Source organism: Nocardia goodfellowii (assembly GCF_017875645.1).
Taxonomy (GTDB): Bacteria; Actinomycetota; Actinomycetes; order Mycobacteriales; family Mycobacteriaceae; genus Nocardia; species Nocardia goodfellowii.
The window spans coordinates 2,465,461-2,489,839 of sequence record NZ_JAGGMR010000001.1 but is presented as its reverse complement, the minus strand read 5'-3'; the positions used below and the strand labels follow the sequence as shown (position 1 = coordinate 2,489,839).

Genomic DNA, 24,379 nt, shown 5'->3' with positions numbered 1-24,379 from the left:
AATTCACGGTTATGCCAGTGTTTACGGAAGCGGACGTGCGGGGCGCCCTCGCAAAGGTCGACGACCCGGAGATCCGCAAGCCGATCACCGAACTGGGCATGGTGAAAAGCGTTGCGATCGATGCCGACAGCAATGTCCATGTCGAGGTCTACTTGACCACGGCGGGCTGCCCGCTGCGGACCGAGATCACCCAGCGGGTCAGCAAGGCGGTGGCCGACGTGCCCGGCGTCGGCGCGGTCACCGTCGAACTCGACGTGATGGACGACGAGCAGCGCACCAACCTGCGCAAACAGCTGCGCGGCGATTCCGCCGATCCGGTCATCCCGTTCGCCCAGCCCGGTTCGCTGACCCGCGTGTACGCGGTCGCCTCCGGTAAGGGCGGCGTCGGAAAATCCAGCGTCACGGTCAATCTCGCGGCCGCCATGGCCGCGCGCGGCTTGTCCGTCGGCGTGCTCGACGCCGACATCTACGGCCACTCGGTGCCCCGCATGCTCGGCACCGACGCCCGGCCCACCCAGGTCGAACGCATGATCATGCCGCCGGTCGCGCATGACGTGAAGGTCATCTCGATCGCCATGTTCACCCAGGGCAATACGCCCGTGGTGTGGCGCGGCCCGATGTTGCACCGCGCTCTGCAGCAGTTCCTCGCCGATGTCTTCTGGGGCGACCTGGACATCCTGCTGCTCGACCTGCCGCCGGGCACCGGCGATGTCGCCATCTCCATCGCCCAGCTCATCCCGAACGCGGAAATCCTGGTCGTCACCACCCCGCAGCCCGCGGCCGCCGAGGTCGCCGAGCGCGCGGGCTCGATCGCGCTGCAAACCCGGCAGCGGATCGCGGGTGTCGTGGAGAACATGTCCTGGATGGACCTGCCCGACGGTTCGCGCATGGATCTCTACGGGTCCGGCGGCGGCCAGATCGTCGCCGACAACCTCACCCGCGCGGTCGGCGCGTCGGTGCCGCTGCTCGGCCAGATCCCGATCGAGCAGGAGTTGCGCGAAGCGGGCGACGAAGGCACCCCCATCGTCCTGCGCAACCCGGAAAGTCCCGCGGCCAAGGCGCTGCTCGAAGTCGCGGACAAGCTCGCCGTCCGCCGCCGTGGCTTGGCGGGCATGTCGCTCGGTATCGACACCACCCGCCACCTGTAAGCCGAACGCGAGGACCGATTTCCGCCGGGTAGCACATACCCGTTTGTCATCCCCGCCCAATAAGCTCGACACATGCTCACGCTGCTTCTGTACGTGCTGATCGTCGGCCTCGTGGCCGCCGTGCTGTTCCTCCTGGCGAGCGCGGTGTTCGGCCGCGGCGAGGAACTAGGCCCGCTGCCCGAGGGCACCACCGCTACGGTGCTGCCCGCCGAGGGCATCAGCGGGGCGGACGTGCGCGCGTTGCGCTTCCAGCAGGTGCTGCGCGGTTACAAAGCCGGTGAGGTGGACTGGGCGCTGGCCCGCCTCGCCGCGCGGATCGATGAGTTACAGGTGGAGCTGGCGCGCGCCCGGGGGTACGCCCCGCCGCGGCAAACCACCCATAACAACCACCCGGTGCAGCCCGATCCGCAACCGTTGCTCAGGCAGGACACCGCCGCACCGGCGGCGGTGGGGCCGCCGCGGCCGATGTCGGTACCCATGCCCGAGCCGCGCGGCTCGGAAGACCAGCCGCCGCTCGACAAGCAGTGAGCGTCGAACTCGCCCCCGACGGGCGTTTCCGTTGCCCCTGGGCCGAAGGCTCCACGCTCTACCGCGAATACCACGATCACGAGTGGGGTAAGCCGGTGCGCGGCGACGACGCGCTGTTCGAGCGGCTGAGCCTGGAGGCATTTCAGTCGGGTCTGTCGTGGATCACGATTCTGCGGAAACGGCCCGCTTTCCGCGCGGCCTTCGCCGGTTTCGAGATCGCGCGGGTGGCCCGATTCGGCGACGCGGACATCGCCCGGCTGATGGCCGACGAAGGCATCGTCCGGAACCGTCTCAAGATCGACGCGGTGATCGCGAACGCCCGGGTTGCCGGCGATCTCGATATCGGTCTGGACGAGCTGCTCTGGTCCTTCGCACCGGCCCCGCGCCCGCGTCCGCGAAGCGTCGCCGACGTGCCCGCCATCACAGCCGAATCCGTCGCTCTGGCAAAAGAATTGAAGCGCCGCGGATTCCGTTTCGTCGGACCCACCACGGCCTACGCGCTGATGCAGGCGACCGGAATGGTGGACGATCATCTGGCCGATTGCTGGGTGAAACGTGACGTGCCCGACAGTGGCCCCGTGGTCACATTTCGAACTCAGGTATCCGTGCACAACGGCGATAGGGAAGAATAGGTGCGGTGTAGCTCGCCAAATGCCGGCGGGCTCGCTAGTTGGTGACAACTGGAGTTCCAAGAAAGTGCGCAGGAATACCGCGCAGATCTGGAGGGAGCAGAGGATGGCGGCCATGAAGCCCCGCACCGGGGACGGTCCCCTCGAGGCAACCAAAGAAGGGCGTGGAATCGTGATGCGGGTTCCACTCGAGGGTGGCGGGCGTCTGGTCGTCGAACTCACGCCGGATGAGGCGGCGGCGCTCGGTGACGAACTGAAGAGTGTCACCAGCTAGGCGCGTACTCGCTGAGCTGGCCGGCCTACTGGCCTGCCCGGAATGCGGCCTCGCCTTGACGCCGCAGGACCGGTCGCTGCGCTGTGGGCAGGGCCATAGCTTCGACCTCGCCAAGCAGGGCTATGTCAGCCTGCTGACCGGCGCTTCGACCAAGATGACCGGCGACACCCCAGCGATGCTGGACGCCCGCGCCGCCTTCCAGGGCGGCGGACACTTCGCGCCCATCGCCGACGCGGTGGCCGCCGCTCTCGCACCGGCCGCCGAACCGGCGGCCGTCGTCCTGGAAATCGGCGCGGGCACCGGTTACTACCTGGCCCGCGCACTCGACGCCGCCCCCGCGGCTCGTGGCATCGCGCTGGATGTGGCCAAGGCCGCTGCCCGGCGTTCCGCGCGCGCTCATCCCCGTGCCGCGGCGATCCTCGCCGACGCCTGGCGCGGGCTACCGCTGCGCGACGATACGACGCACCGGGTCGTGTCGGTGTTCGCCCCGCGCAACCCCGCCGAGGTCGCGCGAGTTCTGCGCGCCGATGGCCGTTTCGTCGTGGCCACCCCCACCGCCCGGCATCTGGGTGAACTGGTGGGCCCGCTGGGCATGGTGACGGTGGACCCGGACAAGGACCGCAGGCTCGGCGAATCGATGGCCGGGCATTTCGAACTCCTGGAGCGCGTCGTCGTCGATTACCCGATGAAACTCGATCGCGCCGATGTCGCGCATGTCGTCGGAATGGGCCCCTCCGCATTCCACGACGACAGCCGCGATCTCACGGCGCTGCCGGAGTCGCTCGAAGTGACGGCCTCGGTGAGCGTCTCGACCTACCGGCCCGCTCAGCGCTTGCGCGCCAGCTCATAGACCGCGACGGTGTGCTCCGCGATGCGGGCCCAGTCGAATTCGGCGATGGCGCGCGCCCGTCCCGCCGCCCCGAAGCGGGCGGCCGCGGCCGGATCGCCCGCGACTTCGTTGACCGCGGCGGCCAGCCCCTGCTCGTAGGCTTCGGGCTCTTGCGCCTCGTAACGCACCAGGCGGCCGGTCTCGCCGTCCGCGACGACCTCCGGAATCCCGCCGACATCGGAGGCGACGACGGCGGTCGCGCAGGCCATCGCCTCGAGATTGACGATGCCCAGCGGTTCGTAGACCGACGGGCACACGAAAACGGCCGCCGCCGAGAGAATCTGCCGGATCTGCTCGGTGGGCAACATCTCCCGCACCCAGAACACATTGCCGCGGACCCGCTGCAATTCATCCACCGCGGCGGCGGTTTCCACCTCGAGCTCCCGGGTGTCGGGCGCGCCCGCGCACAGCACGAGTTGGATATCCGGATCGAAAGCACGGGCGGCGGCGAGTAGGTGGCCGACGCCCTTCTGCCGGGTGATGCGTCCGACGAAGGCCACGATCGGGCGGTCGGTACGCACCCCCAGTTCGTCCAGGATCGGGCGGGCGCCGCTTGCGACGGGTCCGGGATGCCACAGGGTGGCGTCGATGCCGTTGCGGACGACGTGCACGCGGTCGGGGTCGACCGCCGGATAGGCGTCCAGGACGTCGCGGCGCATACCGTCGCTCACCGCGATGATGGCGTCGGCATGCTCCACGGCATTGCGCTCGGACCAGGAGGAGAGCCGGTAGCCGCCGCCCAGCTGTTCGGCTTTCCACGGTCGGCGCGGTTCCAGGGAGTGGGCGGTCAGTACGTGCGGAATGCCGTAGAGCGTGGCGGCGAGGTGCCCGGCCAGGCCGGTGTACCAGGTGTGCGAGTGGACGACGTCCACGTGCCCGGCGGCTTCGGCCATGCGCAGCTGCGCGGACATCATCCGCAACGCCGGATTGGCTGCCTGGAGCAGCGGATCGGGTTGATGCACAACGGCATCCGTGCGCGACACACCCATGCAATGCACGGTGACATCGCAGAGCGCGCGTAGTCGCGCGGTCAGTTCGGTGACATGCACTCCGGCCCCCCCGTAGATTTCCGGCGGGTACTCGCGAGTCAGCATCGCGACCCGGAGCCCCTCCGGGCTCGCCGCGGAATCTCCCCCATCGCTGCCGAAACTCACCCACTTCAAACTAGACGCTCGGTCCATCTCGAGCCACTCACACGGCATTTGCCCGCCCGATCGGCTTCGCCGACCCACCGTCCCCCGGTACTTCACGGTAGTTTGGCAATTGTGAGGAGCCAGCCGCACGTACTCGGGATCGTGCTCGCCGGTGGCGAGGGTAAGCGACTGTTCCCCCTCACCGCGGACCGCGCCAAGCCGGCCGTCCCGTTCGGGGGCGCCTATCGTCTGATCGACTTCGTGCTCAGCAATCTGGTCAACGCCGGCTATCTGCGGCTGTGCGTGCTCACCCAGTACAAATCGCATTCTTTGGACCGGCACATCTCCCAGACCTGGCGGCTGTCCGGTTTCGGCGGTGAATACATCACCCCGGTCCCGGCCCAGCAGCGGCTGGGCCCGCGCTGGTACACCGGCAGCGCGGACGCGATCATGCAGTCGCTGAATCTGATCCACGACGAGGACCCGGACTACATCGTGGTGTTCGGCGCCGATCACGTCTACCGGATGGATCCGGAGCAGATGGTCTCGCACCACATCGAATCCGGCGCGGGCGTGACCGTCGCCGGTATCCGGGTGCCGCGCAGCGAGGCCGGCGCGTTCGGCTGCATCGACTCCGACGAGACCGGCCGGATCACCCAGTTCCTGGAGAAACCCGCGCATCCGCCCGGGACCCCCGACGATCCGAACGTCACCTTCGCCTCGATGGGCAACTACGTCTTCACCACCAAGGTCCTGGTGGACACCATCCGCGCCGATGCCGAAGACAACGATTCCGACCACGATATGGGCGGTGACATCATCCCGGCGCTGGTCGCCGCGGGTGAGGCCGCCGTCTACGACTTCGCCGACAACGAGGTACCGGGAGCCACCGACCGGGACCGCGGCTACTGGCGCGATGTCGGCACCATCGACGCCTTCTACGAGGCGCACATGGATCTCGTGTCGGTGCATCCGGTGTTCAACCTCTACAACCGGCACTGGCCGATCCGCGGCGCCGCCGAGAACCTGCCGCCCGCGAAGTTCGCGCAGGGCGGGCTGGCCCAGGAGTCCATCGTCGGGGCGGGCAGCATTCTGTCCGCGGCCACCGTGCGCAATTCGGTGCTCAGCTCCAACGTCATGATCGACGACGGCGCGACCGTCGAAGGCAGCGTGCTGATGCCGGGCGTGCGGATCGGACGCGGCGCCGTGGTGCGCCGGGCGATCCTGGACAAGAACGTAGTGGTCGGGGAGGGCGAGATCATCGGCGTCGATCTGGACCGCGACCGGGACCGGTTCGCGATCAGCAACGGCGGTGTGGTCACCGTCGGCAAGGGCGTCTGGGTCTAGGGCCGCCTGGGTCCGCGGCGCGGGCTACCCGCCTGTGCAGAACGGCGCACAGGGTCCGGGTGTGCGCGGCACGGTGGTCTCGGAGCGCTCGCCGAAATCGGCGGTGACGACCAGTACCAGTAGCACGATCGCGGCCACCAGCAAGAGGACGAAAACGATCGTTGCGCCTGCCCAGTCGGTCTGGCGGGGGTCGCGGTCGTCTTGGTGTCCGGGCTCATAGGGCGGCTCGTAGTACTCGGTGTCCTGCTCGAGCCACCGGCGGCGGCGCGCCCGTTGCTCTTCTTCCCAGCCCTCCCACATGTCCTGGAGCCCTTCCCCTGTGACCGGCGACGGCAGCGCTCAGTGCAGGCGCGTCATCCGGGTGGCGGCGGAGGTTCGGCGGGGCCGGTGCAGAACGGTGCGCAGTTTCCCGGCGGCGGTGGCGCTTTCGTCGGTCCGGTGTCGAAATCGGCGTTGCTGACCAACACAAGCACAATCACCGCTCCCGCGACGATGAAACCGACCACAGCCAAAAGCATCATCACCCAATAGGGAATCGTTTTGTCGGTGGCGATATGCCCTACGTGCACACCTTCGACGAATTCGGACCCGCGCTGCCACGTCATGCTGAAACCTCTGCAACCCTCGATGTGGTTGCCGGTTACCCCGTGTGGGGCAAAGGAATCAGCCGCGGGAAGCGCAGAGCAAACCGTCGCCGACCGGGATGAGCACGCTGGTCAATTCCGGGTCCTCGGCGATCGCACGCGTCGCCGCGCGCACCGCCTGTGTGGCCGGATCCCGTTGTGCCGCATCGGGAACCCGGCCACCGAGCAGCGCATTGTGCAAGATGATCGCACCGCCCTGGCGCAGCAGGCGCACCGCCTGCTCGACGTACTGCGGATGCTCCAGCGGCGCGGCGTCGATGAAGACGAGATCGTAGGCCCCGTCCGCGAGGCGCGGCAGCACGTCCAGCGCACGACCGTTGATCAACCTGGTGCGCGCGGGCGGGATATCCGCGGTGCGGAAAGCCTCCTTGGCGGCGCGCTGATGCTCCGGTTCGGAATCGATCGTGGTGAGCGTGCCGTCTTCGCGCATGCCGTCGAGCAGCCACAGGCCGCTGATTCCCGCCCCGGTTCCCACCTCGACCACCGCGCGCGCCCCGAGCAGCTGGGAATACATACTCAGCAAAGCTCCGACCGACGGCGGCACCGGCGCCGCGCCCAGCTCGGTGGCCCGTTCCCGTGCGCTGACGAGTACCTCGTCCTCCACCACGGATTCCTCCACGTAGGCGAGATTTTGCTCCAGATTCGATGCCACCTCTAAGAGGCTAGTGCGGACTGCGTGTTATCGGCTCTGTGACAACACGGTTTTGACCCGGCCGAGTTTCTCAGCTGACCCTCAGGATCTCCATACGCGCGGCATACAAGGGCAGTAAAGAGTAGGGGCAACGCAAGACCAGCCGACCGCGCGACGCGGGATGCGGGAACAACGACAGACAGCTTGTCGGTTGTACTCCGTACGTACGGGTTCGAGATATCGAAACCGGCGTGACCGTCCCGAGTGTTTACGGTCCTGAGTAGGAGGTAGCCCCATCCACATGGTCAAAGGTTCGTTTGCGGCGCTGTCGGGGCACTCCACCAACGTTCCCGAACAGGCGACCCTTCCTGAGCAGGTATTTTCCACTGAATCCGAAGTGGCGGAGATCTCCGAAGAGGAGCTGAGCGGCACCGCCGCCTTCGACGCCACCGGTGATCGCTCGGTCATGCCGTCCTGGGACGAGCTGGTCCGCGAGCACGCCGATCGCGTCTACCGCCTGGCCTACCGCCTGTCCGGCGACGCCCAGGACGCCGAGGATCTCACCCAGGAGACGTTCATCCGGGTCTTCCGCTCCCTGTCGAACTACCAGCCGGGCACCTTCGAGGGCTGGCTGCACCGCATCACCACCAACCTGTTCCTGGACATGGTCCGCCGGCGCAACCGCATCCGCATGGAGGCGCTGCCCGAGGACTACGACCGGGTGCCCGCCGAGGGCCCCACCCCCGAGGATGCCTACCACGACGCCCGACTGGATCCCGAACTGCAATCGGCGCTCGACGCGCTGGCTCCGGAGTTCCGCGCCGCGGTCGTTCTCTGTGACATCGAAGGCCTGTCCTACGAGGAGATCGGCGCGACCCTGGGGGTGAAGCTGGGCACCGTGCGCAGCCGAATCCATCGCGGCCGTCAGGCACTGCGCGACCACCTTGCGCATAATGGAGCTGGGCAGCGGGTCACCGCCGCCACGAGCCTTGGGTGAGCCGGGCACCGAACCGACAGTCGGCTTCGGAGGCCGGCAGCACCGCCAGCACATGGACGTTGTCGGTCGGAAGGGTGAGCACCGAATGAGTGGCGAAGCTAAGCCGCGTTTCCGTCCCACCGAGCATCTGGCGAGCGAGGCGATCGCCGCCTACGTGGATGGCGAGCTGCGGATGAACGCCTATCTGCGGGCCGCCCAGCATTTGGCGCAGTGCTCCGAATGCGCGGCCGAGGTGGACGCTCAGCAGCAGGCGCGGGTCGCGCTGCGGCAATCCGGTCCGATCCGCATTCCGCATCGCCTGCACGACAGCCTGAGCCGGATCCCGCTCGGCGAATTGCCCGGCGCCGGAGCGACGCCCGGCACGGGCGCGGAACGCGCGGCGCATCCCGCCGCGGGAAACTCCCGTACCGAGGCGGTTTTCGGTTTTCTGCCGGATTCGTTCACCGCGACCCGGTGGGCACAGTGGTGGCGCAAGTAGAGTTTCACGCGTGACCACCGAATCGCAGAACTCCGGATCGGCCGAAACCAACGATTCGGCGGCCGGCCGGGGGCAGCTCGACTCACCCACTTCGTCGGCTGCCGGCTCCTTGCGGCCGTCGGATGCGCCCGTATTGGGCCCCAGACCGGTTTATCGGCCGCATGTCGATACGCATACCGCGTCGGCTTTCCGACGGCCCGCCGGGCAGGTCGGTTCCTTCGCCGCGTATTCCGCGAGCGGCGCCGGGAATTCCGCGCCGCAGCCCGGCCCGGAATTGCAAAATCGGCCGCCGGATTCGGTGCTCGCCGAAGCTTTCGGCCGTCCGGCGGGTTCCACCGAAATCCTGCAGCGTGATCCCGACGCCGCCGATCCGGACACCGCGGTCGCCGGTCCGGTGGATCCGTGGCGTGATCCGAACGCGCCGGCCCGCCTCGGCGCGCCCGCGATCGAGACCCCGCAGCCGCAGGAGCTGCCGGAGTCCCGCAAACTCAGCGCGCGCGAAGTTCTCTTCGGTTCCCGCGTCGCGCCGAAAGCCCTCGCGGTGCTCGCCGCGGTCGCGCTGCTAATCGGCCTGATCGGTGGCCTGGTGGGCCGGATGACAGCCGAGACCGGCCAGACCCTCACCTCCCGCAAAGTGACGCTGGAGCAGGGCGACTCGCAGGAGCAACCGCACGGCCAGATCTCCAAGGTGGCCAATGCCGTGCTGCCGTCGGTGGTTTCGATCCGCGTCACGGTCGGCGACAATGGCGCCACCGGATCCGGCGTGGTGATCGACGGCGGCGGCTACGTCGTCACCAACAACCACGTGATCTCGATGGCCGCGCAGGACAAGAGCAACCGCGCCGTCATCCAGGTCACCTTCTCCGACGGCACCCGGGTCCCCGCGCAACTCGTCGGCCGCGATCAGAAGACCGACCTGGCGGTGCTGAAGGTCGACGTGAAGAACCTCACCGTGGCCGAGATCGGCAAGTCCGCCGACGTGCAGGTGGGTGACGACGTGCTGGCCGTCGGTTCACCGCTCGGACTGAGCAAGACCGTCACCTCCGGCATCGTCAGCGCGCTGCACCGGCCGGTGAAGCTGGCCGGCGAGGGCAGCGACACCAACGCCGTCATCGACGCGGTGCAGACCGACGCGGCCATCAACCCGGGTAACTCCGGTGGCGCGCTGGTCGACATGCAGGGCCGGCTCATCGGCATCAACACCGCGATCCGCAGTGAGTCCGGCGGTTCGGTCGGTCTCGGCTTCGCCATCCCCGCCGACGTGGTGACCACGGTCGCGCAGACCCTGATCCGCGACGGGCAGATGCACCATCCGAAGCTCGGCATCAGCCCGCGGACCAAGCAGGTCGCGAACGAGCAGATGAGCGGAGCCGCCGTCGCCGACGTCGCCGAGGGCAGCCCAGCGGCCAAGGCCGGAATCGTCGAGGGCGATGTCATCGTGAAGGTCGGTAACCGCGAGGTCACCGGGCCGGAGGAGCTCATCGTCGCGGTGCAATCCCACCGAATCGGCGAAACCGTCACTGTCGTCCTCATCCGCGACGGCAGGCAGGTAGACGTGCCCGTCACCCTCGAGTCCGACTAGAGCGGCCGCCACTTTTCGGGTAACGCCTGCCGACTCTCGACGAACGCCGTGCGGGTCTACCCGCACGGCGTTCTTTCCGTCCGCACCACGCGGGAGCCGACAAGGCAGAGTTCGGTCCGGTCCGGGTAGCCTGTTGGCGTGTTCAGCAATATCGGCTGGAGTGAGATGGTCATCTTGCTCGTCGCCGCCCTTGTGATCCTCGGCCCGGAGCGTCTGCCCGGCGCGGTTCGCTGGACCACGCGCAGCCTGCGTCAGGTGCGTGATTACGCCAGCGGAGCGACGTCGCAGCTGAAACAGGAGCTGGGGCCGGAGTTCGACGACCTGCGTAAGCCGCTGGCCGACTTGAACGAGTTGCGCGGGATGACGCCGCGCGCGGTGGTCACCAAACATTTGCTGGGCGGCGACGATTCGGTGTTCAAGGACATCGACGGTGCCGTCGGGGATCTCCGGGACAGCACCAAGATGCCCGACTACTCGATGCCCAAGCTGCAGAAACCGCTGGAGCGCAACGAGACTCCGCCGATCGACAACGACGCCACCTAGGCCGAACAAGGTCACCCGCGTCAAGCGAACTAGACACCTGACAGTGTCCAGCTGTCTAGACTTCGCACATGTCGGCCGATGACGTGGCACGGGTCTTCGCTATCGAAGACAAGGTCGAGCGGCTCAAAGCGGCAACCGACGGGGTGGCGGCGGCCCAGCAGACCATCAACGAACTGACCCGCATCCGCAGAGCTGTGATCAGGGAACTTCATGCCGAGGGCTGGACGTTCGCCAGAATCGGTGCGGCCGCGGGACTTTCCCGCGCCCGCATTCATCAGGTGAGCACCCAGGGCCCCGCACCGGAAGGGCTGTTCTTCGGGCACGGCCCGATCACGGTGATCGCGCCCGAAGTGCGGGCGGGTCGCGTGCTCGGCGCGCCCGACGCCACCGCGGCCTCGCGCCTGGCCGAGCTACTGCACGAGCTCGGATTCAGCGCGACCGTGGAGCATTTCCTGCCCGGCCGCCCGATCGACCTGAACCGCGACGGACTGATCATCGTGGGCGGTCCGGAGCTCTCCCCCAGCTTGCGCCAGCTCATAGCCGCAGACCCGCGCCTGCGCCGCGCCGTCGCGCGGGCGGGCGACGCGCGGCGCGGTATCGAGGATCGCGCCGCACGACGCGTGTACCGGCCCGGTGGCCCCGATCCGCACGACATCGCCTATCTCGCCCGGCTGCCCCGCCCGGACGGCCGCGGCACCTGCCTGATCATCGATGGTCTGCACCCGCCGGGATCCCTCGGCGCCATTCGCCTGCTCGCCACCCGCCTGGCCACATTGCACGAACGGGCCGCGAACCATCTGTTCTCGGTGCTCATCGCGGTGCGCTACGACCGCGGTACCGGGGAGCCCGTGGACGCCGATCTCCTCACACCGGTTTATCGGCATGATCCGTCCGATTCGCGCGTCATGGCACCGCGCACACGCCGCTGAACAATTGCCAGAGTGGCTTATAGTCTCGAATTAACCGATATACCTTGCCATTTCAGTTGATGTGTCGCAGTTCACCACGTATTGATTCTCAGAGAATGCCCGCTGCCGATTAGATTGCTACCCGGTAACTATTGTTCGAGCGAGTGTGCTGGGCGGCAAATGAACCTCATTGTGATCATCGGTGTAGCCGTAGTAATCGTCGTCGGACTGCTCGCGGTGCTGCTGCGCTCCCCCGGCACCGATGAGAATCAGCTCACCGTCGCCGATATTCGAGCTCGCCTGGAGAAAGAAGCGGAAGCTCCGGCCGACCACTGAGCGGCATTCCGCAGCTCCCTCGGTAATCCCAAACGGTCCGTGGCGGATCGAGGCGTACCGTTGCGCTTCCTGCGGTCACCTCGAGTTGTTCACCGGCCGCCGCCGCTGAGTCAGGCGGCGACGCGGGTCGGGCGCAGGGTGTTCATCGGCGGCCGATCGGTGAGCGACACCTCGGTGCTCTGGGCGGTGAAAGCGTCGCCCACCAAAGGGAATTGGGTGAGCGCGGCGCCGGAGTCCTGCACGCCGCTGCGGCCGAGCACGGTGCCCAGGATCTGCCGGGACATGACACCGAGGTCGGCGAGGGGGCGGTTGCGATGCGTCCGGACACCGAGGTTGACCTGACCGATGGCTTCCAGGCCGAGCCGATCGTAAGTGTCCAGCAGCAAACCGATTTCGACGCCGTACCCCGGCGCGAACGGGACGGACGTGAGAAGTTCCCTGCTGCCCGCGTATTCGCCGCCCAGCGGCTGCAGCACCTGGGACAGCTCGGGGCGCAGGGCGGCCAGCAGGGGTCGCGCGACGAGTTCGGTAACGCGGCCGCCGCCGTGCGCGTCGGTCGCGCCACCCTGGCGCAGCGGACGACGATAGTAGGCCTTGACCAACTGCATGTCGTCCACAGTCAGCAAGGGCCCCAGCAACTTCGGTACGAAGGCCGGGTCGGGGTCGATCAGGTCGGAGTCGACGAAGGCGATCAGGTCACCGCCGGCGACGGCCAGCGAGCGCCACAGCACCTCGCCCTTGCCCGGCATCGGTTCCAATTCGGGCACGGCCTGTTCCCGCGTGACGACCTCGGCGCCGGCGGCACGCGCCCGTTCGGCCGTGGCATCGGTGGAACCGGAGTCGAGCACGATCAGCTCGTCGACCAGTGTGCCCAGCAGCGGACGGATGCTCGCGACCACGTCGGCGACGGTGGCTTCCTCGTTCAGGGCGGGCAGCACGACCGAGACGGTGCGGCCCCCCTTGGCGGCGACCAGTTCTTCGACCGGCCAGTCGGGGTTGTCCCAGGTATTGATCGTCATGCCGAGCCTCCCGAGGTTACGACGGGCGGACGGTGATTGCTGAACCTCATACCAGACCTCGCAATGTTCGTGCGGGGGGCCGGATGCCCTGGATAGCGGCGATCATGTCGACCACGCGGCGGGTCGCGGCAACTTCGTGGACTCGGAAAACTCGGGCGCCTGCGGCCGCGGACCATGCGGTTGCTGCCAATGTGCCCTCCAATCGCTCGGTTAGCTCTACACCTAGAGTCTCCCCGATGAAATCCTTATTGCTCAGCGCCATCAACACCGGCCATCCGGTATTTACGAGAACGTCCACTGCTCGCAACAACTCGAGCCCGTGATAGGTGTTCTTACCGAAATCGTGGGTCGGATCGATCAGGATCGAGTCCCGGCGCACCCCGGCGGCGAGCGCCCGCTCGGCCGCGTTCACCACGGTCTCGGTCACTTCGGCGACCACATCGGCGTACCGGACTCGATGCGGGCGGGTCCGCGGCACCGCCCCGCCGGTGTGACTGCACACGATTCCCGCGCCCAGCTCCGCGGCCACCCGCACCAGCTCCGGATCGGCGCCCGCCCAGGTGTCGTTGATCAGGTCCGCGCCCGCCGCCACCGCGGCGGCCGCCACATCACCGCGCCAGGTATCCACGCTGATCAATAGCTGGGGATAGTCGGCGCGAATCGCCGCGACAAACGGGACCACGCGGCGCGCTTCTTCGGCGGCGTCCACCAGATCGCCGGGGCCCGCCTTCACTCCGCCGATGTCGACCAGGTCGGCGCCCTCCCGCACCGCGCGGGCGACGGCGTCCATCGCGGCCGCGTCACTGAAGGTCGCGCCCCGGTCGTAGAACGAATCGGGGGTGCGATTCACGATCGCCATCACCAGCGCCCGATCCGTCTGTACCGGCTTGCCGCAGAGAGTGGGAAGCGGCTCTACGGCGGGGCTGAACATGACCTTGACTGTACCCAGCGGGCAGCCCATCAAGATCTACGGGACGATGCGGCCCGGATGCGCATCACGCATCCGGGCCGCATCGCTGAACAGGATTCCGCTTTACCGAACGGTGGTGCCGTTCTGCTGGGCGACGCCGTTCTCATCGGCAGTACCGCTCTGCCGGGCGGTGCCGTTTTGGTCGATGCTGTTGCTCTGGCCGGCGGTGGCGCCCTGGTCGACGCTGTTGCTCTGGTCGGCTGTACCGCTCTGGTGAGCCGTGCCGCCCTGATCGATGCTGTTGCTCTGGTCGGCTGTACCGCTCTGGTCAGCCGTGCCGCTCTGATCGATACTGTTGCTCTGGCCAGCCGTGCCGCTCTCCTGAGCAGTACCGCTCTCGTCCGCAGCACGGCTCCCGTCGGCAGTGCCGGTCTCGTCGCTCTGCTCTCGAGCCGTGCCCGCGGTGCCGGCCTCTCCGACCGCGCCTTCCTTGGGCTTGCCGCTGTCGTCCTTGACGCCGCCTTCGTTATCTGTGGTGGCTTCGTCCTCGGGCTGGGCGGCACTGCTGCCTGACGGGATGCTTAGGATCGGGGCGGCCTGGGCTACCCCACCCAGCGCCACGCAAGCTGCGGCAAGCGACGCGAGCAGGCTCGCGGAAATCACGGAGTTACGCATGACGGTGTGAGTTCTCTGCGTTTCTGTCATGCCGATGGACGCTACAGTCCGGTAGCTACGAGATAGCGGCAAGCAATCTCGCCCCAACGGGTGGCACTACTCCGGCGCGCGGCGTGCCGCTACCTCGTCGGGATAGTCCTCGTAGAAGGGGATATATCCCTTCGCACGCCCCGACAGAACATAGAGATCGGTGTCGTCGTCCGGCTGGTAGCCCTGTTTGCGGAGGTCGACTTTGCGGCTCTTGAAGGTCGAGGTCTGTTCCAGCGCGGAGACCACCCGGATGAACAGTGGCACCGCGTAGCCGGGCAACTGGTCGTAGGCCAGGTCGGCGAGCGCCTTGCCGTCGAATTCGGCGTTGTCGCGCAAGGTGATCGCGGCCATGCCCGCCTTACCGTCGGCGCCGGGGAGGTCGACGCCGAAGACAACGGCCGCCTCGATGGCGTCGTGCTTGTTCAATGCGCCTTCGACCTGCGTGGTGGCCACGTTCTCCCCCTTCCAGCGGAAAGTGTCGCCGAGCCGGTCGACGAAGGCGATATGGCCCCAGCCCTGATCGCGCACCAGGTCGCCGGTGTCGAACCAGGCGTCGCCGTCCTTGAAAGCGTCGCGTACCACCTTGGATTCGGTGGCGTCCGCGTCGGTGTAGCCGTCGAAGGGCTGCCGGCTGGTGACCTTGGCGAGCAGCAGACCGACGCCGCCCGGCTCAACCCGGCGCAACCTGCCGTTCGCATCGCGCTTGACCGAGCCGTTCTCGTCGTCGTACTCCACGATCGCGTACGGCAACACCGTGAATCCGGCGGTGCGGTCCACACCGAACGCGTTGACGAACGCGACGGGAGCCTCACTGGCACCGTAGAACTCGACGATCCGGTCGATGCCGAAGCGGCGTTTGAACTCGTCCCACAGTTCCGGGCGCAGGCCGTTGCCGACGGCGAGCCGGACCCGGTGCTGCCGGTCGGTCGGCTTGGCCGGCTGGTTCAGCAGATAGCGGCACAGCTCGCCGATGTAGATGAACGCGGTGGCTTCCTCGCGGATGACCTCGTCCCAGAACCCGGATGCCGAGAACTTGTGGCCCAGCACGTAGGTGGCGTTGTTCGCCAGCACCGACGACAGCGCGACCGTGAGCGCGTTGTTGTGATAGAGCGGCAGGCAGCAGTACAGAGCGTCATCGCCGTGCAGCCGCACGCCCAGACCACCGAGTCCGGCCATGGATTGGGTCCAGCGCCGATGCGTCATCACGCTGGCCTTGGGCATACCGGTGGTGCCGGAGGTGAAGATCAGGAAAGCGCGTTCGCGTGCGGTGACCTGCTCGCAGACCGCCGGATCCGAGTCGTCGGCGGTGCGGGCGGCCTCGCGCAGCTCATTGCCGAACAACACCTTCGACGGTTTTTCCGCGAGCGAGTCGAACGCCTCCCGGCAATCCTCGCCGATCACGTCGAGCACACTGTCGAGCAGGCCGAAGCTGTGCGTGAGCACCTCGTCGCGCTGGTTGTAGTTGAGCAGGCCCACGGTAGCGCCGAGCTTGACCACCGCCAGCGCCACGAACAGGGTTTCGGGGCGATTGGTCATCAGCACACCCACCACGTCACCCCGGCTGACGCCGCGGTCGGCGAGTACGTGCGCGTACCGGTTCACCTCGGCGTTGGCCGCGCGGTAGGTGAACTTCTCACCTTCGAACCGCAGGAAGATCCGGTCCGGATGACGATGCGCTTTGCGCTGGAAGTATCGGCCCACCGAGGCCTTGTCGTCCCCACGCACCAGCATGCCCTTCGCCCCGCGCAGCATCGACGGTGCGTCGAATGCCATGCGGGGCAATGCCTTCGCCAGATCGAACAGGCTCACGGTCGTAGGTGTCTCGCTCACAGCAGTTCTCCTCAGGGTTTCAGAGCCGCGAAGGCCTCTGCCAAGGTGTTAGCCACTGTGATCCGATCCAAAGCGGGCTGCGGCACGAACTTTCGCTGATAGAGCTCGTCGATCCAGTCGAACAGGCCGCGGTAGAAGCCGTTCGGGTCCAGCAGCACCACCGGCTTGTCGTGCTGGCCCAGATATCCGCCCGTCCAGGTTTCGAAGAATTCCTCGAGCGTGCCGATGCCGCCGGGCAGGGTGAGGAAGGCGTCGGCGCGGTCCTCCATGACCTGCTTGCGCTGCCGCATGGTGTCGGTGACGACCAGTTCGTCGGCGTCGGTATCGGCGACTTCCTTGTGCACCAGGTGTTTCGGGATCACGCCGATGGTGTTCGCCCCACCCGCGCGGGCGGCGGTCGCGACCGCGCCCATCATCGACACGTGCCCGCCTCCGGACACCAATTGCCACCCGCGGCTCGCGATCTCGGTGCCGACCTGCGCGGCCAATGTCAGGTAGTCGGTATCCGCGGTGCTCGCCGAGCAGTACACACATACCGAATAGGGCCGCACCACAGGCTCACTCACCACAGATCCTCCGCACCGGTCGCCTCTGCCGCCCCGCCCGCCACCGCATTGCCGGTGATGATCGACACCACCTCCTCGACGCTGTCGGTGAGGTGCAGCAGGTCCAGATCACCCGGGCCGATCTTGCCGGAGCCGCCGAGCGATTCGCGCAGCCAATCCATCAGGCCGGACCAGTATTTGGTGCCGAACAGGATGATCGGGAAGCGCGTGATCTTGCGGGTCTGCACCAGGGTGAGCGCCTCGAACAGTTCGTCCAAAGTGCCGAAACCGCCTGGGAGACAAACGAAAGCCTGGGAGTACTTCACGAACATGGTCTTGCGCGCGAAGAAGTACCGGAAGTTGATGCCGAGATCGACCCACTCGTTCAGACTCTGCTCGAACGGCAACTCGATGCCGAGTCCGATCGAATACCCGCCCGCCTCAGAAGCGCCCCGATTCACCGCCTCCATCGCGCCCGGACCACCACCGGTGATCACCGCGAACCGGGCTTTGGCCAGCGCGGCGCCGATCGCCATGCCCGCCTGATACTCCGGCGTGCCGACGGGCGTACGCGCGGAACCGAATACCGACACCGCCGGTGGCACCTCCGCCAGTGCCCCGAAGCCCTCCACGAACTCGGACTGGATGCGCAGCACCCGCCACGGATCGGTGTGCACCCAGTCGCTGGGCCCGTGATCGTCGAGCAGGTTCTGATCGGCGGTGCGCAGCCCCGGTTTCCGATCACGCCGGAACATGATCGGCCCTCGCATCTTCGGTGTGGATTTCGGCAGGCCCGGCACCGGGCCACTGGCGACCGGCGCGGTGTCGACCGGAGCGCCGATGGCCGGCTGGGCGGGTGGGTTCGGAGCCGGGGTCCCGGCTACCGGCGGACTGGCAACCTCGGGTTCGGCAGCGTCGCTGGACATGCGCTCCACGCTACCGCCGGGCGATTCGACCGCGCGGGGTGGTCGCGGCCGGCATCGGATCAGGCGCCGGTCAGGTACGTGCGCAGCATGGCGGTGACGGCGGTGATCTGCGCGGTCGGGCAGTGCTCGTCCCGCTTGTGCGCGAGGTTGGGATCGCCGGGCCCGAAGTTGACGGCGGGAATGCCGCGGGCGGCGAAGCGGGAGACGTCGGTCCAGCCGTATTTGGCGCGCACACCGCCGCCGCCGTGGCTGTTGACCGAGTCGATCAAGCCCTTCGCGGCCGGCGCGGTGAGGCCGGGCAGCGCGCCGGGAGCGGAGTCGGTGACCTCGAAGTCGAGGTCGAGTCCGTCGAAGACCTCGCGAACGTGCTCGGTGGCCTGGTCCACGGAACGATCCGGGGCGAAGCGGAAATTCACGTCCACCTCGGCGGCATCCGGGATGACATTGCCCGCCACGCCACCGGCGACCCGCACCGCGGACAGGCCTTCCCGGTAGACACAGCCATCGATGTCGACTTCCCGCGCCCGGTAGTCCGCCAGTCGCGCCAGGATGGGAGCCAATCGGTGGATCGCGTTGTCCCCCTTCCACGCCCGTGCCGAATGCGCGCGCACGCCCGTGGTGCGCAACCGCACCCGCATCGTGCCCTGGCAACCCGCCTCGATCCAGCCCCCGGAGGGTTCACCGAGAATCGCCAGATCTCCCGCCAGCCATTCCGGCAGTTCCCGTTCGATGTGCCCGAGGCCGTTGTACTTCGCGGCGATCTCCTCGCCGTCGTAGAAGATCAGCGTCAAATCGTGGACCGGGTCGGTGATGGTCGCGGCCAGATGCAGGAACACCGCGTCCCCCGACTTCATATCGACGGTGCCGCATCCGTACAGCACCCGCTCCCCCGACGCGTCCTGCTCGAACCGGCTCGGCACATTGTCGGCGATCGGCACGGTGTCCAGGTGCCCGGCCAGGAGCACGCGCGTCGGCAGCCCCCGGTTCGTCCGCGCCAGCACGACATTGCCGTGCCGCAGCACTTCGAACCCGGTCGTCTGCTCCCGTAGCGCCCGCTCGACCGCGTCCGCGATGGCCTGCTCATCCAGCGAAACGCTGGGGATATCGACTAGGGCCGCGGTGAGCGCGATGGGATCGGCAGACAGGTCGAGGTTCACCCGCCCAGCCTACGACCCGGTCGCCGCGCCCAGTCGGGAGCCGCTGCGGTGCAGCTAGTCGTCGGCCATCGTGAACGCGCCACCCTCCAGCCTGCCGATCAGACGCTCGGTCCAGGCGGCGCGGGTATCGGCGGTGTCGAGCCACAGGCCGAGGACTTCGCCGACCGGGCCCCAGGTGTCGAGGTCGGTGTCCGGGGGCAGGTGCGTGGTGATGCTCGCGCGCCACTCGCCCAGTTCCCGGGCTCGCTCGCGCAGCAGGGCGACGGCGTCGGCGCGCGGGAGGTCGTCGATGAAGCCGACCGCCGCGGCGAGCAGGTCCAGGCGCGGGTCGCGGTGGGCCAGCGCCGAGCGCAGCAGTTGCAGGTAAGCCTGCTCGCCCTCGGGGGTGATTTCGTATTCCATGCGCGGCGGTCCGCCCGCTTCGCTCGGGCTGGTGTCGTGCACCCGCAGCAATTCGTCCTTGGTCAGCGACTTCAGCGCGTGGTACACCGAACCCGAAGCGGCTCTCGCCCATTCGTGCGCGCCCCAGGACTCCAGATCGGCACGCACCTGGTAGCCGTGCACACGGCCGCGGCGCCGGACCGCGCCGAGCACGAGCAGTCGAACCGCCGTCACGGGGAACCTCCAGTTCGGATCTCAGGCCGGTGTGGTGACCCACCACAGTGTGCCGAACGGGTCGACGAAGCCGCCCATCCGGCTGCCGTCATCCTGGCCGGTGACCGGTGCGGCCGAGCGTGCGCCCGCGGCCACCGCCCGGTCGTGGACTACTTCGGGGTCGGGCACCTGGGCCCACAACTGAACATGCACCGGCTCGGTGGGCGAACGCAGGCAGCGGCCGCCGTCGGCGCCGGAATCGGCGAAGAACACCGAGCTTTCGCCGATTCGCGCCTCCGCGTGGATCACCCGCTTCGGGTCGTCGGCCAACGGCACCAGCGTGGGCACCTCGGCGTGGAAGACCTGTTCCAGGAACGCACGGAAGACAGTGGCGTCGTCGACCATCACGTACGGAATCACAGAGGACATGCGAACTCCTAACTAACCAAATTTGACTAAGCAGCCTCAGCGTAGCTCAAGTAGCCAAGTTTGGCTACTCCGGCGGAGGTAGCTGACCATCGCACCGGAACAGTGGGTAACCTCTTCTGACGTGAGCATTCAGGGAGCAGCAGCAGTCGGTATCGCCAATGTGACCGCGGACGGAACCGTCCTGGACACCTGGTACCCGAGTCCGGAACTCGGCGAGTTCGCCGAGACCGGCAGCAAGCGCCTGGAAGACGCGCCCGCCGAGTTCGCGGCACTGCTGGGTTACGACGACGCCCGCGGTGTCGACGTGATCGCGGTGCGCACCACCATCGCGGATCTGTCGGCCGCCCCGGTCGACGCGCACGACGTGTACCTGCGCCTGCACCTGCTCTCGCATCGCCTCGTCAAGCCGCACGAGGTCAGCCTGGACGGCCAGTTCGGCCTGCTCAGCAATGTCGTGTGGACCAATCACGGCCCGGCCGCCGTCGAGGGTTTCGAGATGGTGCGCGCCAAGCTGCGCGTCCGCGGCCCGGTCACCGTCTACAGCGTCGACAAGTTTCCGCGCATGGTCGACTACGTGGTGCCCTCCGGCGTCCGCATCGGCGACGCCGATCGGGTCCGCCTCGGCGCGCACCTGGCCGCCGGCACCACCGTCATGCACGAGGGCTTCGTGAACTTCAACGCCGGTACCCTCGGCAACTCCATGGTCGAAGGCCGCATCTCGGCCGGCGTCGTGGTGGGCGAGGGTTCCGACATCGGTGGCGGCGCGTCCACCATGGGCACCCTGTCCGGCGGCGGCACCACGATCATCTCCATCGGCGAGCGCTCACTGCTCGGCGCCAATTCCGGTCTCGGGATTCCGCTCGGCGACGACTGCATCCTGGAATCCGGCCTGTACCTGACCGCCGGGACCAAAGTCAGCACCCCGGACGGCACCATCGTCAAGGCCGCGGCCCTGAGCGGCCAGAACAACCTGCTCTTCCGCCGCAACTCGCAGACCGGCGCGGTCGAAGTAGTGCCCCGCAAGGGCACCGGTATCGAGCTCAACGCGGCGCTGCACGCCAACGACTGAGTCCCCGACGCGAACGCCCACCGGTTACCTCCGGTGGGCGTTCGCCGAGGTCAAGACCCCAGCAGCTTCTTCTGTACCTTGCCCATCGCATTACGCGGCAGCGAGTCCACGATGCGGACCTCGCGCGGGCGCTTGTGCGCTGAAAGCTGTTCGCCCACATAGGCGATCAGCTCCTGCTCGGTGGCGGCGGCACCCAGGACGACGAAGGCGACGACGCGCTGGCCGAGATCGGGGTCGGGTACGCCGACCACCGCGGCTTCGGCGACCGCGGGGTGGCCGAGCAGGGCGGTTTCGATTTCGCCCGCGCCGATCCGGTAGCCGCCGGATTTGATCAGGTCGACGGATTCGCGGCCGACGATGCGGTGATAGCCCGCGGCGTCGATGGCCGCGACGTCGCCGGTTTTGAACCAGCCGTCGGCGGTCCAGCTGTCGGCGGTGGCGTCGGGCCGGTCGAGGTAACCGTCGAACAGCATGGGGCCCGAGACTTGCAGGCTCCCAATGCTTTCACCGTCATGGGGGACATCGTTGCCCGCCTCGTCCCGGAGCCGGGTCCGGACACCGGCCACCGGGGTGCCCACCCAGCCCGGGCGGCGCTCGCCGTCGGCGCGGGTGGACAGGGTGATCATGGTTTCGCTCATGCCGTAGCGCTCGATCGGCGCGTGTCCCGTGAGCTCACGCAACTTTTCGAAGACCGGCACCGGCAACGGCGCGCTACCCGAGACGAGCAGGCGCGCGTGCGCCAATCTCCTTGCGCTATCAGGATCTTCGACGACGCGTGACCATACGGTGGGAACCCCGAAGTACAGGGTGCCGCGGGCCGCGGCGTACGCCTGCGGGGTGGGTTTGCCGGTGTGGATCAGCGGGCTGCCCACCCGCAGCGGGCCGAGCAGTCCGAGGATCAGGCCGTGCACGTGGAACAGCGGAAGTCCGTGCACCAGAACATCATTCGGCGTCCAGGCCCAGGCTTCGGCGAGCGCGTCCAGTCCGGCGGCTATGGCGCCGCGGTTGAGCACCACGCCCTTCGGCGGACCGGTGGTACCGGAGGTGTAGAGCACGAAAGCCGTAGTGGCCGGGTCGGGTTCGGGATAGGTATGCCAGGAGCGCGCGTGCACCCGTACGGGAACCACGGGCAGGTCCGTCCCCGCCGGGGCCGCACCGAGCCATGCCTGCGCCCCGGAATCCCGCAGGATGTGCGCCAGTTCGGCGCTGCCGGAATCGGGCGGCACGGGCACCACGGTGACACCCGCGATCAGGCAGCCGATCACCGCGAGCACCGTCGGCACGGTCGGCTCGGCCAGCACCGCGACCCGCTCCGCGCGGGCGATGCGCTCCGCCACCGAGGTCGCCGCGCCCAGGAGATCGCCGCGCGAGAGCGTCACTCCGTCGATGGTGACCGCGTCGGGGATATCCGCCCCGGCGGCGACAGCGAGCGGGTTCAGCGAGCGAAGCAGCAGTGGCGGGCCGTAGGACACCCGACCACGCTACTGCGCGCCGCGAAACGCCACCACGCGCACTACGGTTCGACGGCGGCTCGCCTGTGACCGTTGACACTCTCACGAGGCAGTGAGAACGTTGATGCATAACCTTCTCAACGACGAGAACGAGGTCGATCATGACCAATCCGCTTCCCGCCGCGCGCGATTCGGCGCCGCCCCTCGAGGCACCCGGCACGGATTTCGATATCGCCCAGTACCTCGACGGCGCCACCGCCTTCTTCGGAGCCGCCGCGAACGTGATCATGCAACTCGCGCAACCACCGGTCGGCTACGGGGTGGTGGAAAGCACCGTCGACAGCGGCAAAGTGACGCTGCATCCGATCAAACGGTTGCGCACCACGGTCACCTACCTGTCGGTCGCCATGCTCGGCGACGAGGAGGAACGCGCGGCCTACCGGGACGCCGTGAATCGCGCGCATCGGGCGGTCCGCTCCACCGCGGCGAGTCCGGTGCGGTACAACGCCTTCGACCCGACATTGCAGCTGTGGGTGGCGGCCTGCCTGTACTGGGGCGCGCGTGACATGTACGAGCGCCTGCACGGCCCGATGGACGAGCAGGCCGCGGACGCCTTCTACTATTTCGCCGCCCGGCTCGGCACCACCTTGCAGATGCGCCCGGAGATGTGGCCCGCCGACCGCGCCGCCTTCGACGCGTACTGGACCGGGCAGCTGGCGCGCACCCGGATCGACCCACCGGTCCGCGCCTATTTCGATGACCTGATCGACCTGAAGATGCTGCCGCTGCCCGCGCGATTGCCGTTCGCCCGATTCCACCGCTGGGTGGTCACCGGCATGCTGCCGCCGCAGCTGCGCGCGCAGATGGATATGCGCTGGAGCGCCTTCGACGATCAGCTCCTGGAAACCCTGCTGCACGGCATCGGCGCCGTTTCGGGCCGAATGCCCAGGACGGTCCGGATGTTTCCGGTCAACGCCTACCTGGCCGACTTCCGGCTGCGCCGGCGGCTGGGCTTGCGGCTGGTCTAGCTCGGCACCCGGAACGACACCACCACGTGGTCGCGGGCGAATTGCCGGATCGCGGCGTCGTCGCCGAGCGGGATCACCGTCTGCGGCGTGAGCGCCAGCGATACCGCTGTGCGGGCGATCATTTCCGACAGCGGCGCCGGATCATATTCCGGCAGTTTGCCTTCCGCCTGCAGCCGGGTGACGAACTCGGCCAGGTAGTCGCGGCCCAGCTCGATGATCGGCGCACCCTGAGTGGTGAGGAACGGCAGCACGAATTCCGGTTCGGTGGCCAGCAATCGGTGCAGCAGCTTGTTCTCGCGCAGGCCGGTGAGGAAGGCGGCGAACAGTTCGACGATCTGATCCTCGGCGCTGGCGTCGCGGTCGACCTGACGCTGCAGCACCGCGTCCACCTCGTCGATGAATTCGCGGGTCTGCCGCAGGGCGACCGCCTGGATCAAATCGGATTTGCTGGCGAAGCGCCGGTAGAGCGTGGCCAGGGACAACCCGCAGCGCCGGGCCACCTCGACCATGCTGGTGCGTTTGATTCCGAAGTCGAGGAATGCCATCAGCGCCGCGTCCAGCACGCGCGCTTGATTGCGATCCTCGGGGCCGGTGCTGCGCACCAGCGACAGCAACTTGGTCAGCCTCGCCATGGTGTCCACCCTAGCCA

At 67.9% G+C, this 24,379-nt stretch carries 28 protein-coding genes and 1 pseudogene; 14 read left to right on the top strand and 15 right to left on the bottom strand.

The features are described from left to right. The first annotated feature begins 11 nt into the window (after positions 1-11). The 5 genes and pseudogenes from BJ987_RS11075 to BJ987_RS11055 all read left to right on the top strand — a co-directional run bounded on the left by BJ987_RS11075 (position 12) and on the right by BJ987_RS11055 (position 3,429). On the top strand, positions 12-1,148 hold the full coding sequence (locus tag BJ987_RS11075; protein WP_209887771.1) for an Mrp/NBP35 family ATP-binding protein: 1,137 nt from the start codon (positions 12-14) through the stop codon (positions 1,146-1,148). A 72-nt stretch (positions 1,149-1,220) separates the two neighbouring features. Continuing rightward, positions 1,221-1,493 (top strand): annotated as a pseudogene (locus tag BJ987_RS11070) (DivIVA domain-containing protein); the annotation flags it as partial. A gap of 179 nt (positions 1,494-1,672) precedes the next feature. Continuing rightward, on the top strand, positions 1,673-2,308 hold the full coding sequence (locus BJ987_RS11065; RefSeq protein WP_209887769.1) for a DNA-3-methyladenine glycosylase I: 636 nt from the start codon (positions 1,673-1,675) through the stop codon (positions 2,306-2,308). A gap of 103 nt (positions 2,309-2,411) precedes the next feature. Then, positions 2,412-2,579: a DUF3117 domain-containing protein gene (locus BJ987_RS11060; protein ID WP_011211259.1), complete on the top strand. Its 168-nt coding sequence runs from the start codon at positions 2,412-2,414 to the stop codon at positions 2,577-2,579. Then, entirely contained in the window at positions 2,566-3,429 is an 864-nt protein-coding gene (locus BJ987_RS11055) for a putative RNA methyltransferase (protein WP_307869567.1), read from the top strand. The genes BJ987_RS11060 and BJ987_RS11055 overlap by 14 nt, the downstream gene beginning before the upstream one ends. On the opposite strand, the gene glgA is transcribed toward BJ987_RS11055, so the two are convergent. Continuing rightward, positions 3,405-4,562, bottom strand: a complete 1,158-nt coding sequence (gene glgA / locus BJ987_RS11050; RefSeq protein ID WP_245366824.1) for a glycogen synthase — start codon at positions 4,560-4,562, stop codon at positions 3,405-3,407. The genes BJ987_RS11055 and glgA overlap by 25 nt on opposite strands. Positions 4,563-4,733: 171 nt before the next feature. Between glgA and glgC the strand changes: the two genes are divergently transcribed. Next, complete coding sequence (gene glgC / locus BJ987_RS11045) at positions 4,734-5,948, top strand: glucose-1-phosphate adenylyltransferase (protein ID WP_209887765.1); 1,215 nt, start codon at positions 4,734-4,736, stop codon at positions 5,946-5,948. Positions 5,949-5,972: 24 nt separating this feature from the next. Here glgC and BJ987_RS11040 read toward each other — a convergent pair whose 3' ends face one another. The 3 genes from BJ987_RS11040 to BJ987_RS11030 are packed head-to-tail and all read right to left on the bottom strand — an operon-like array spanning position 5,973 to position 7,244. Then, complete coding sequence (locus tag BJ987_RS11040; protein ID WP_209887763.1) at positions 5,973-6,248, bottom strand: hypothetical protein; 276 nt, start codon at positions 6,246-6,248, stop codon at positions 5,973-5,975. Between the two features lie 53 nt (positions 6,249-6,301). After that, the gene (locus BJ987_RS11035) at positions 6,302-6,553 is read right to left on the bottom strand and encodes a hypothetical protein (RefSeq protein ID WP_209887761.1); all 252 of its coding nucleotides are present in this window, start codon (positions 6,551-6,553) and stop codon (positions 6,302-6,304) included. A gap of 58 nt (positions 6,554-6,611) precedes the next feature. After that, entirely contained in the window at positions 6,612-7,244 is a 633-nt protein-coding gene (locus BJ987_RS11030) for an O-methyltransferase (protein ID WP_209887759.1), read from the bottom strand. A gap of 304 nt (positions 7,245-7,548) precedes the next feature. Here BJ987_RS11030 and sigE point away from each other — a divergent pair, with 304 nt between their 5' ends. From sigE to BJ987_RS11000, 6 genes are all read left to right on the top strand, one after another. Next, positions 7,549-8,220, top strand: coding sequence for an RNA polymerase sigma factor SigE (sigE, locus tag BJ987_RS11025; RefSeq protein ID WP_209898184.1), 672 nt, complete (start codon positions 7,549-7,551; stop codon positions 8,218-8,220). Positions 8,221-8,305: 85 nt separating this feature from the next. After that, positions 8,306-8,698 carry a zf-HC2 domain-containing protein gene (locus tag BJ987_RS11020; RefSeq protein WP_209887757.1) on the top strand — a complete coding sequence of 131 codons (393 nt, stop codon included), beginning with the start codon at positions 8,306-8,308 and terminating at the stop codon, positions 8,696-8,698. A 10-nt stretch (positions 8,699-8,708) separates the two neighbouring features. Continuing rightward, positions 8,709-10,280, top strand: a complete 1,572-nt coding sequence (locus BJ987_RS11015) for a trypsin-like peptidase domain-containing protein (protein ID WP_209887754.1) — start codon at positions 8,709-8,711, stop codon at positions 10,278-10,280. A gap of 138 nt (positions 10,281-10,418) precedes the next feature. Beyond that, entirely contained in the window at positions 10,419-10,823 is a 405-nt protein-coding gene (tatB, locus tag BJ987_RS11010) for a Sec-independent protein translocase protein TatB (protein ID WP_209887751.1), read from the top strand. A 68-nt stretch (positions 10,824-10,891) separates the two neighbouring features. Beyond that, positions 10,892-11,752, top strand: a complete 861-nt coding sequence (locus tag BJ987_RS11005) for a hypothetical protein (RefSeq protein WP_209887748.1) — start codon at positions 10,892-10,894, stop codon at positions 11,750-11,752. Positions 11,753-11,911: 159 nt separating this feature from the next. Next, a complete protein-coding gene (locus tag BJ987_RS11000; RefSeq protein WP_209887745.1) occupies positions 11,912-12,067 on the top strand; it encodes a hypothetical protein in 156 nt (51 codons plus the stop codon). A 110-nt stretch (positions 12,068-12,177) separates the two neighbouring features. Here the strand turns inward: BJ987_RS11000 and BJ987_RS10995 are convergent, their stop codons facing one another. From BJ987_RS10995 to BJ987_RS10955, 9 genes are all read right to left on the bottom strand, one after another. After that, on the bottom strand, positions 12,178-13,086 hold the full coding sequence (locus BJ987_RS10995; RefSeq protein WP_209887742.1) for a glucosyl-3-phosphoglycerate synthase: 909 nt from the start codon (positions 13,084-13,086) through the stop codon (positions 12,178-12,180). Positions 13,087-13,132: 46 nt separating this feature from the next. Further along, positions 13,133-14,017, bottom strand: a complete 885-nt coding sequence (gene folP, locus BJ987_RS10990; protein WP_209887739.1) for a dihydropteroate synthase — start codon at positions 14,015-14,017, stop codon at positions 13,133-13,135. Between the two features lie 102 nt (positions 14,018-14,119). Continuing rightward, the gene (locus BJ987_RS10985) at positions 14,120-14,701 is read right to left on the bottom strand and encodes a hypothetical protein (RefSeq protein ID WP_209887736.1); all 582 of its coding nucleotides are present in this window, start codon (positions 14,699-14,701) and stop codon (positions 14,120-14,122) included. A gap of 66 nt (positions 14,702-14,767) precedes the next feature. After that, a complete protein-coding gene (locus BJ987_RS10980) occupies positions 14,768-16,531 on the bottom strand; it encodes a long-chain-acyl-CoA synthetase (protein ID WP_209887733.1) in 1,764 nt (587 codons plus the stop codon). A gap of 11 nt (positions 16,532-16,542) precedes the next feature. Beyond that, complete coding sequence (locus tag BJ987_RS10975) at positions 16,543-17,100, bottom strand: LOG family protein (protein WP_209887730.1); 558 nt, start codon at positions 17,098-17,100, stop codon at positions 16,543-16,545. Then, a complete protein-coding gene (locus BJ987_RS10970; protein ID WP_209898182.1) occupies positions 17,094-17,831 on the bottom strand; it encodes an LOG family protein in 738 nt (245 codons plus the stop codon). Before BJ987_RS10970 ends, BJ987_RS10975 begins: the two co-directional genes overlap by 7 nt. Before the next feature lie 230 nt (positions 17,832-18,061). Next, positions 18,062-19,159 (bottom strand): succinyl-diaminopimelate desuccinylase, encoded by a 1,098-nt coding sequence (gene dapE / locus BJ987_RS10965; protein ID WP_209887727.1) that lies wholly within the window; start codon positions 19,157-19,159, stop codon positions 18,062-18,064. A 54-nt stretch (positions 19,160-19,213) separates the two neighbouring features. After that, complete coding sequence (locus tag BJ987_RS10960; RefSeq protein WP_209887723.1) at positions 19,214-19,774, bottom strand: PadR family transcriptional regulator; 561 nt, start codon at positions 19,772-19,774, stop codon at positions 19,214-19,216. Between the two features lie 21 nt (positions 19,775-19,795). Next, positions 19,796-20,182 (bottom strand): VOC family protein, encoded by a 387-nt coding sequence (locus tag BJ987_RS10955; RefSeq protein ID WP_209887721.1) that lies wholly within the window; start codon positions 20,180-20,182, stop codon positions 19,796-19,798. A 121-nt stretch (positions 20,183-20,303) separates the two neighbouring features. Here BJ987_RS10955 and dapD point away from each other — a divergent pair, with 121 nt between their 5' ends. Then, positions 20,304-21,251 carry a 2,3,4,5-tetrahydropyridine-2,6-dicarboxylate N-succinyltransferase gene (gene dapD, locus BJ987_RS10950; RefSeq protein WP_209887718.1) on the top strand — a complete coding sequence of 316 codons (948 nt, stop codon included), beginning with the start codon at positions 20,304-20,306 and terminating at the stop codon, positions 21,249-21,251. Between the two features lie 50 nt (positions 21,252-21,301). Here the strand turns inward: dapD and BJ987_RS10945 are convergent, their stop codons facing one another. Beyond that, positions 21,302-22,705: an acyl-CoA synthetase gene (locus BJ987_RS10945; RefSeq protein WP_209898180.1), complete on the bottom strand. Its 1,404-nt coding sequence runs from the start codon at positions 22,703-22,705 to the stop codon at positions 21,302-21,304. Positions 22,706-22,863: 158 nt separating this feature from the next. On the opposite strand from BJ987_RS10945, the gene BJ987_RS10940 reads away from it, so the two are divergent. Further along, entirely contained in the window at positions 22,864-23,730 is an 867-nt protein-coding gene (locus tag BJ987_RS10940; protein ID WP_209887715.1) for an oxygenase MpaB family protein, read from the top strand. On the opposite strand, the gene BJ987_RS10935 is transcribed toward BJ987_RS10940, so the two are convergent. Further along, positions 23,727-24,362 carry a TetR/AcrR family transcriptional regulator gene (locus tag BJ987_RS10935; RefSeq protein ID WP_209887711.1) on the bottom strand — a complete coding sequence of 212 codons (636 nt, stop codon included), beginning with the start codon at positions 24,360-24,362 and terminating at the stop codon, positions 23,727-23,729. The two genes, BJ987_RS10940 and BJ987_RS10935, sit on opposite strands and share 4 nt — an antisense overlap. Positions 24,363-24,379 lie beyond the last annotated feature (17 nt).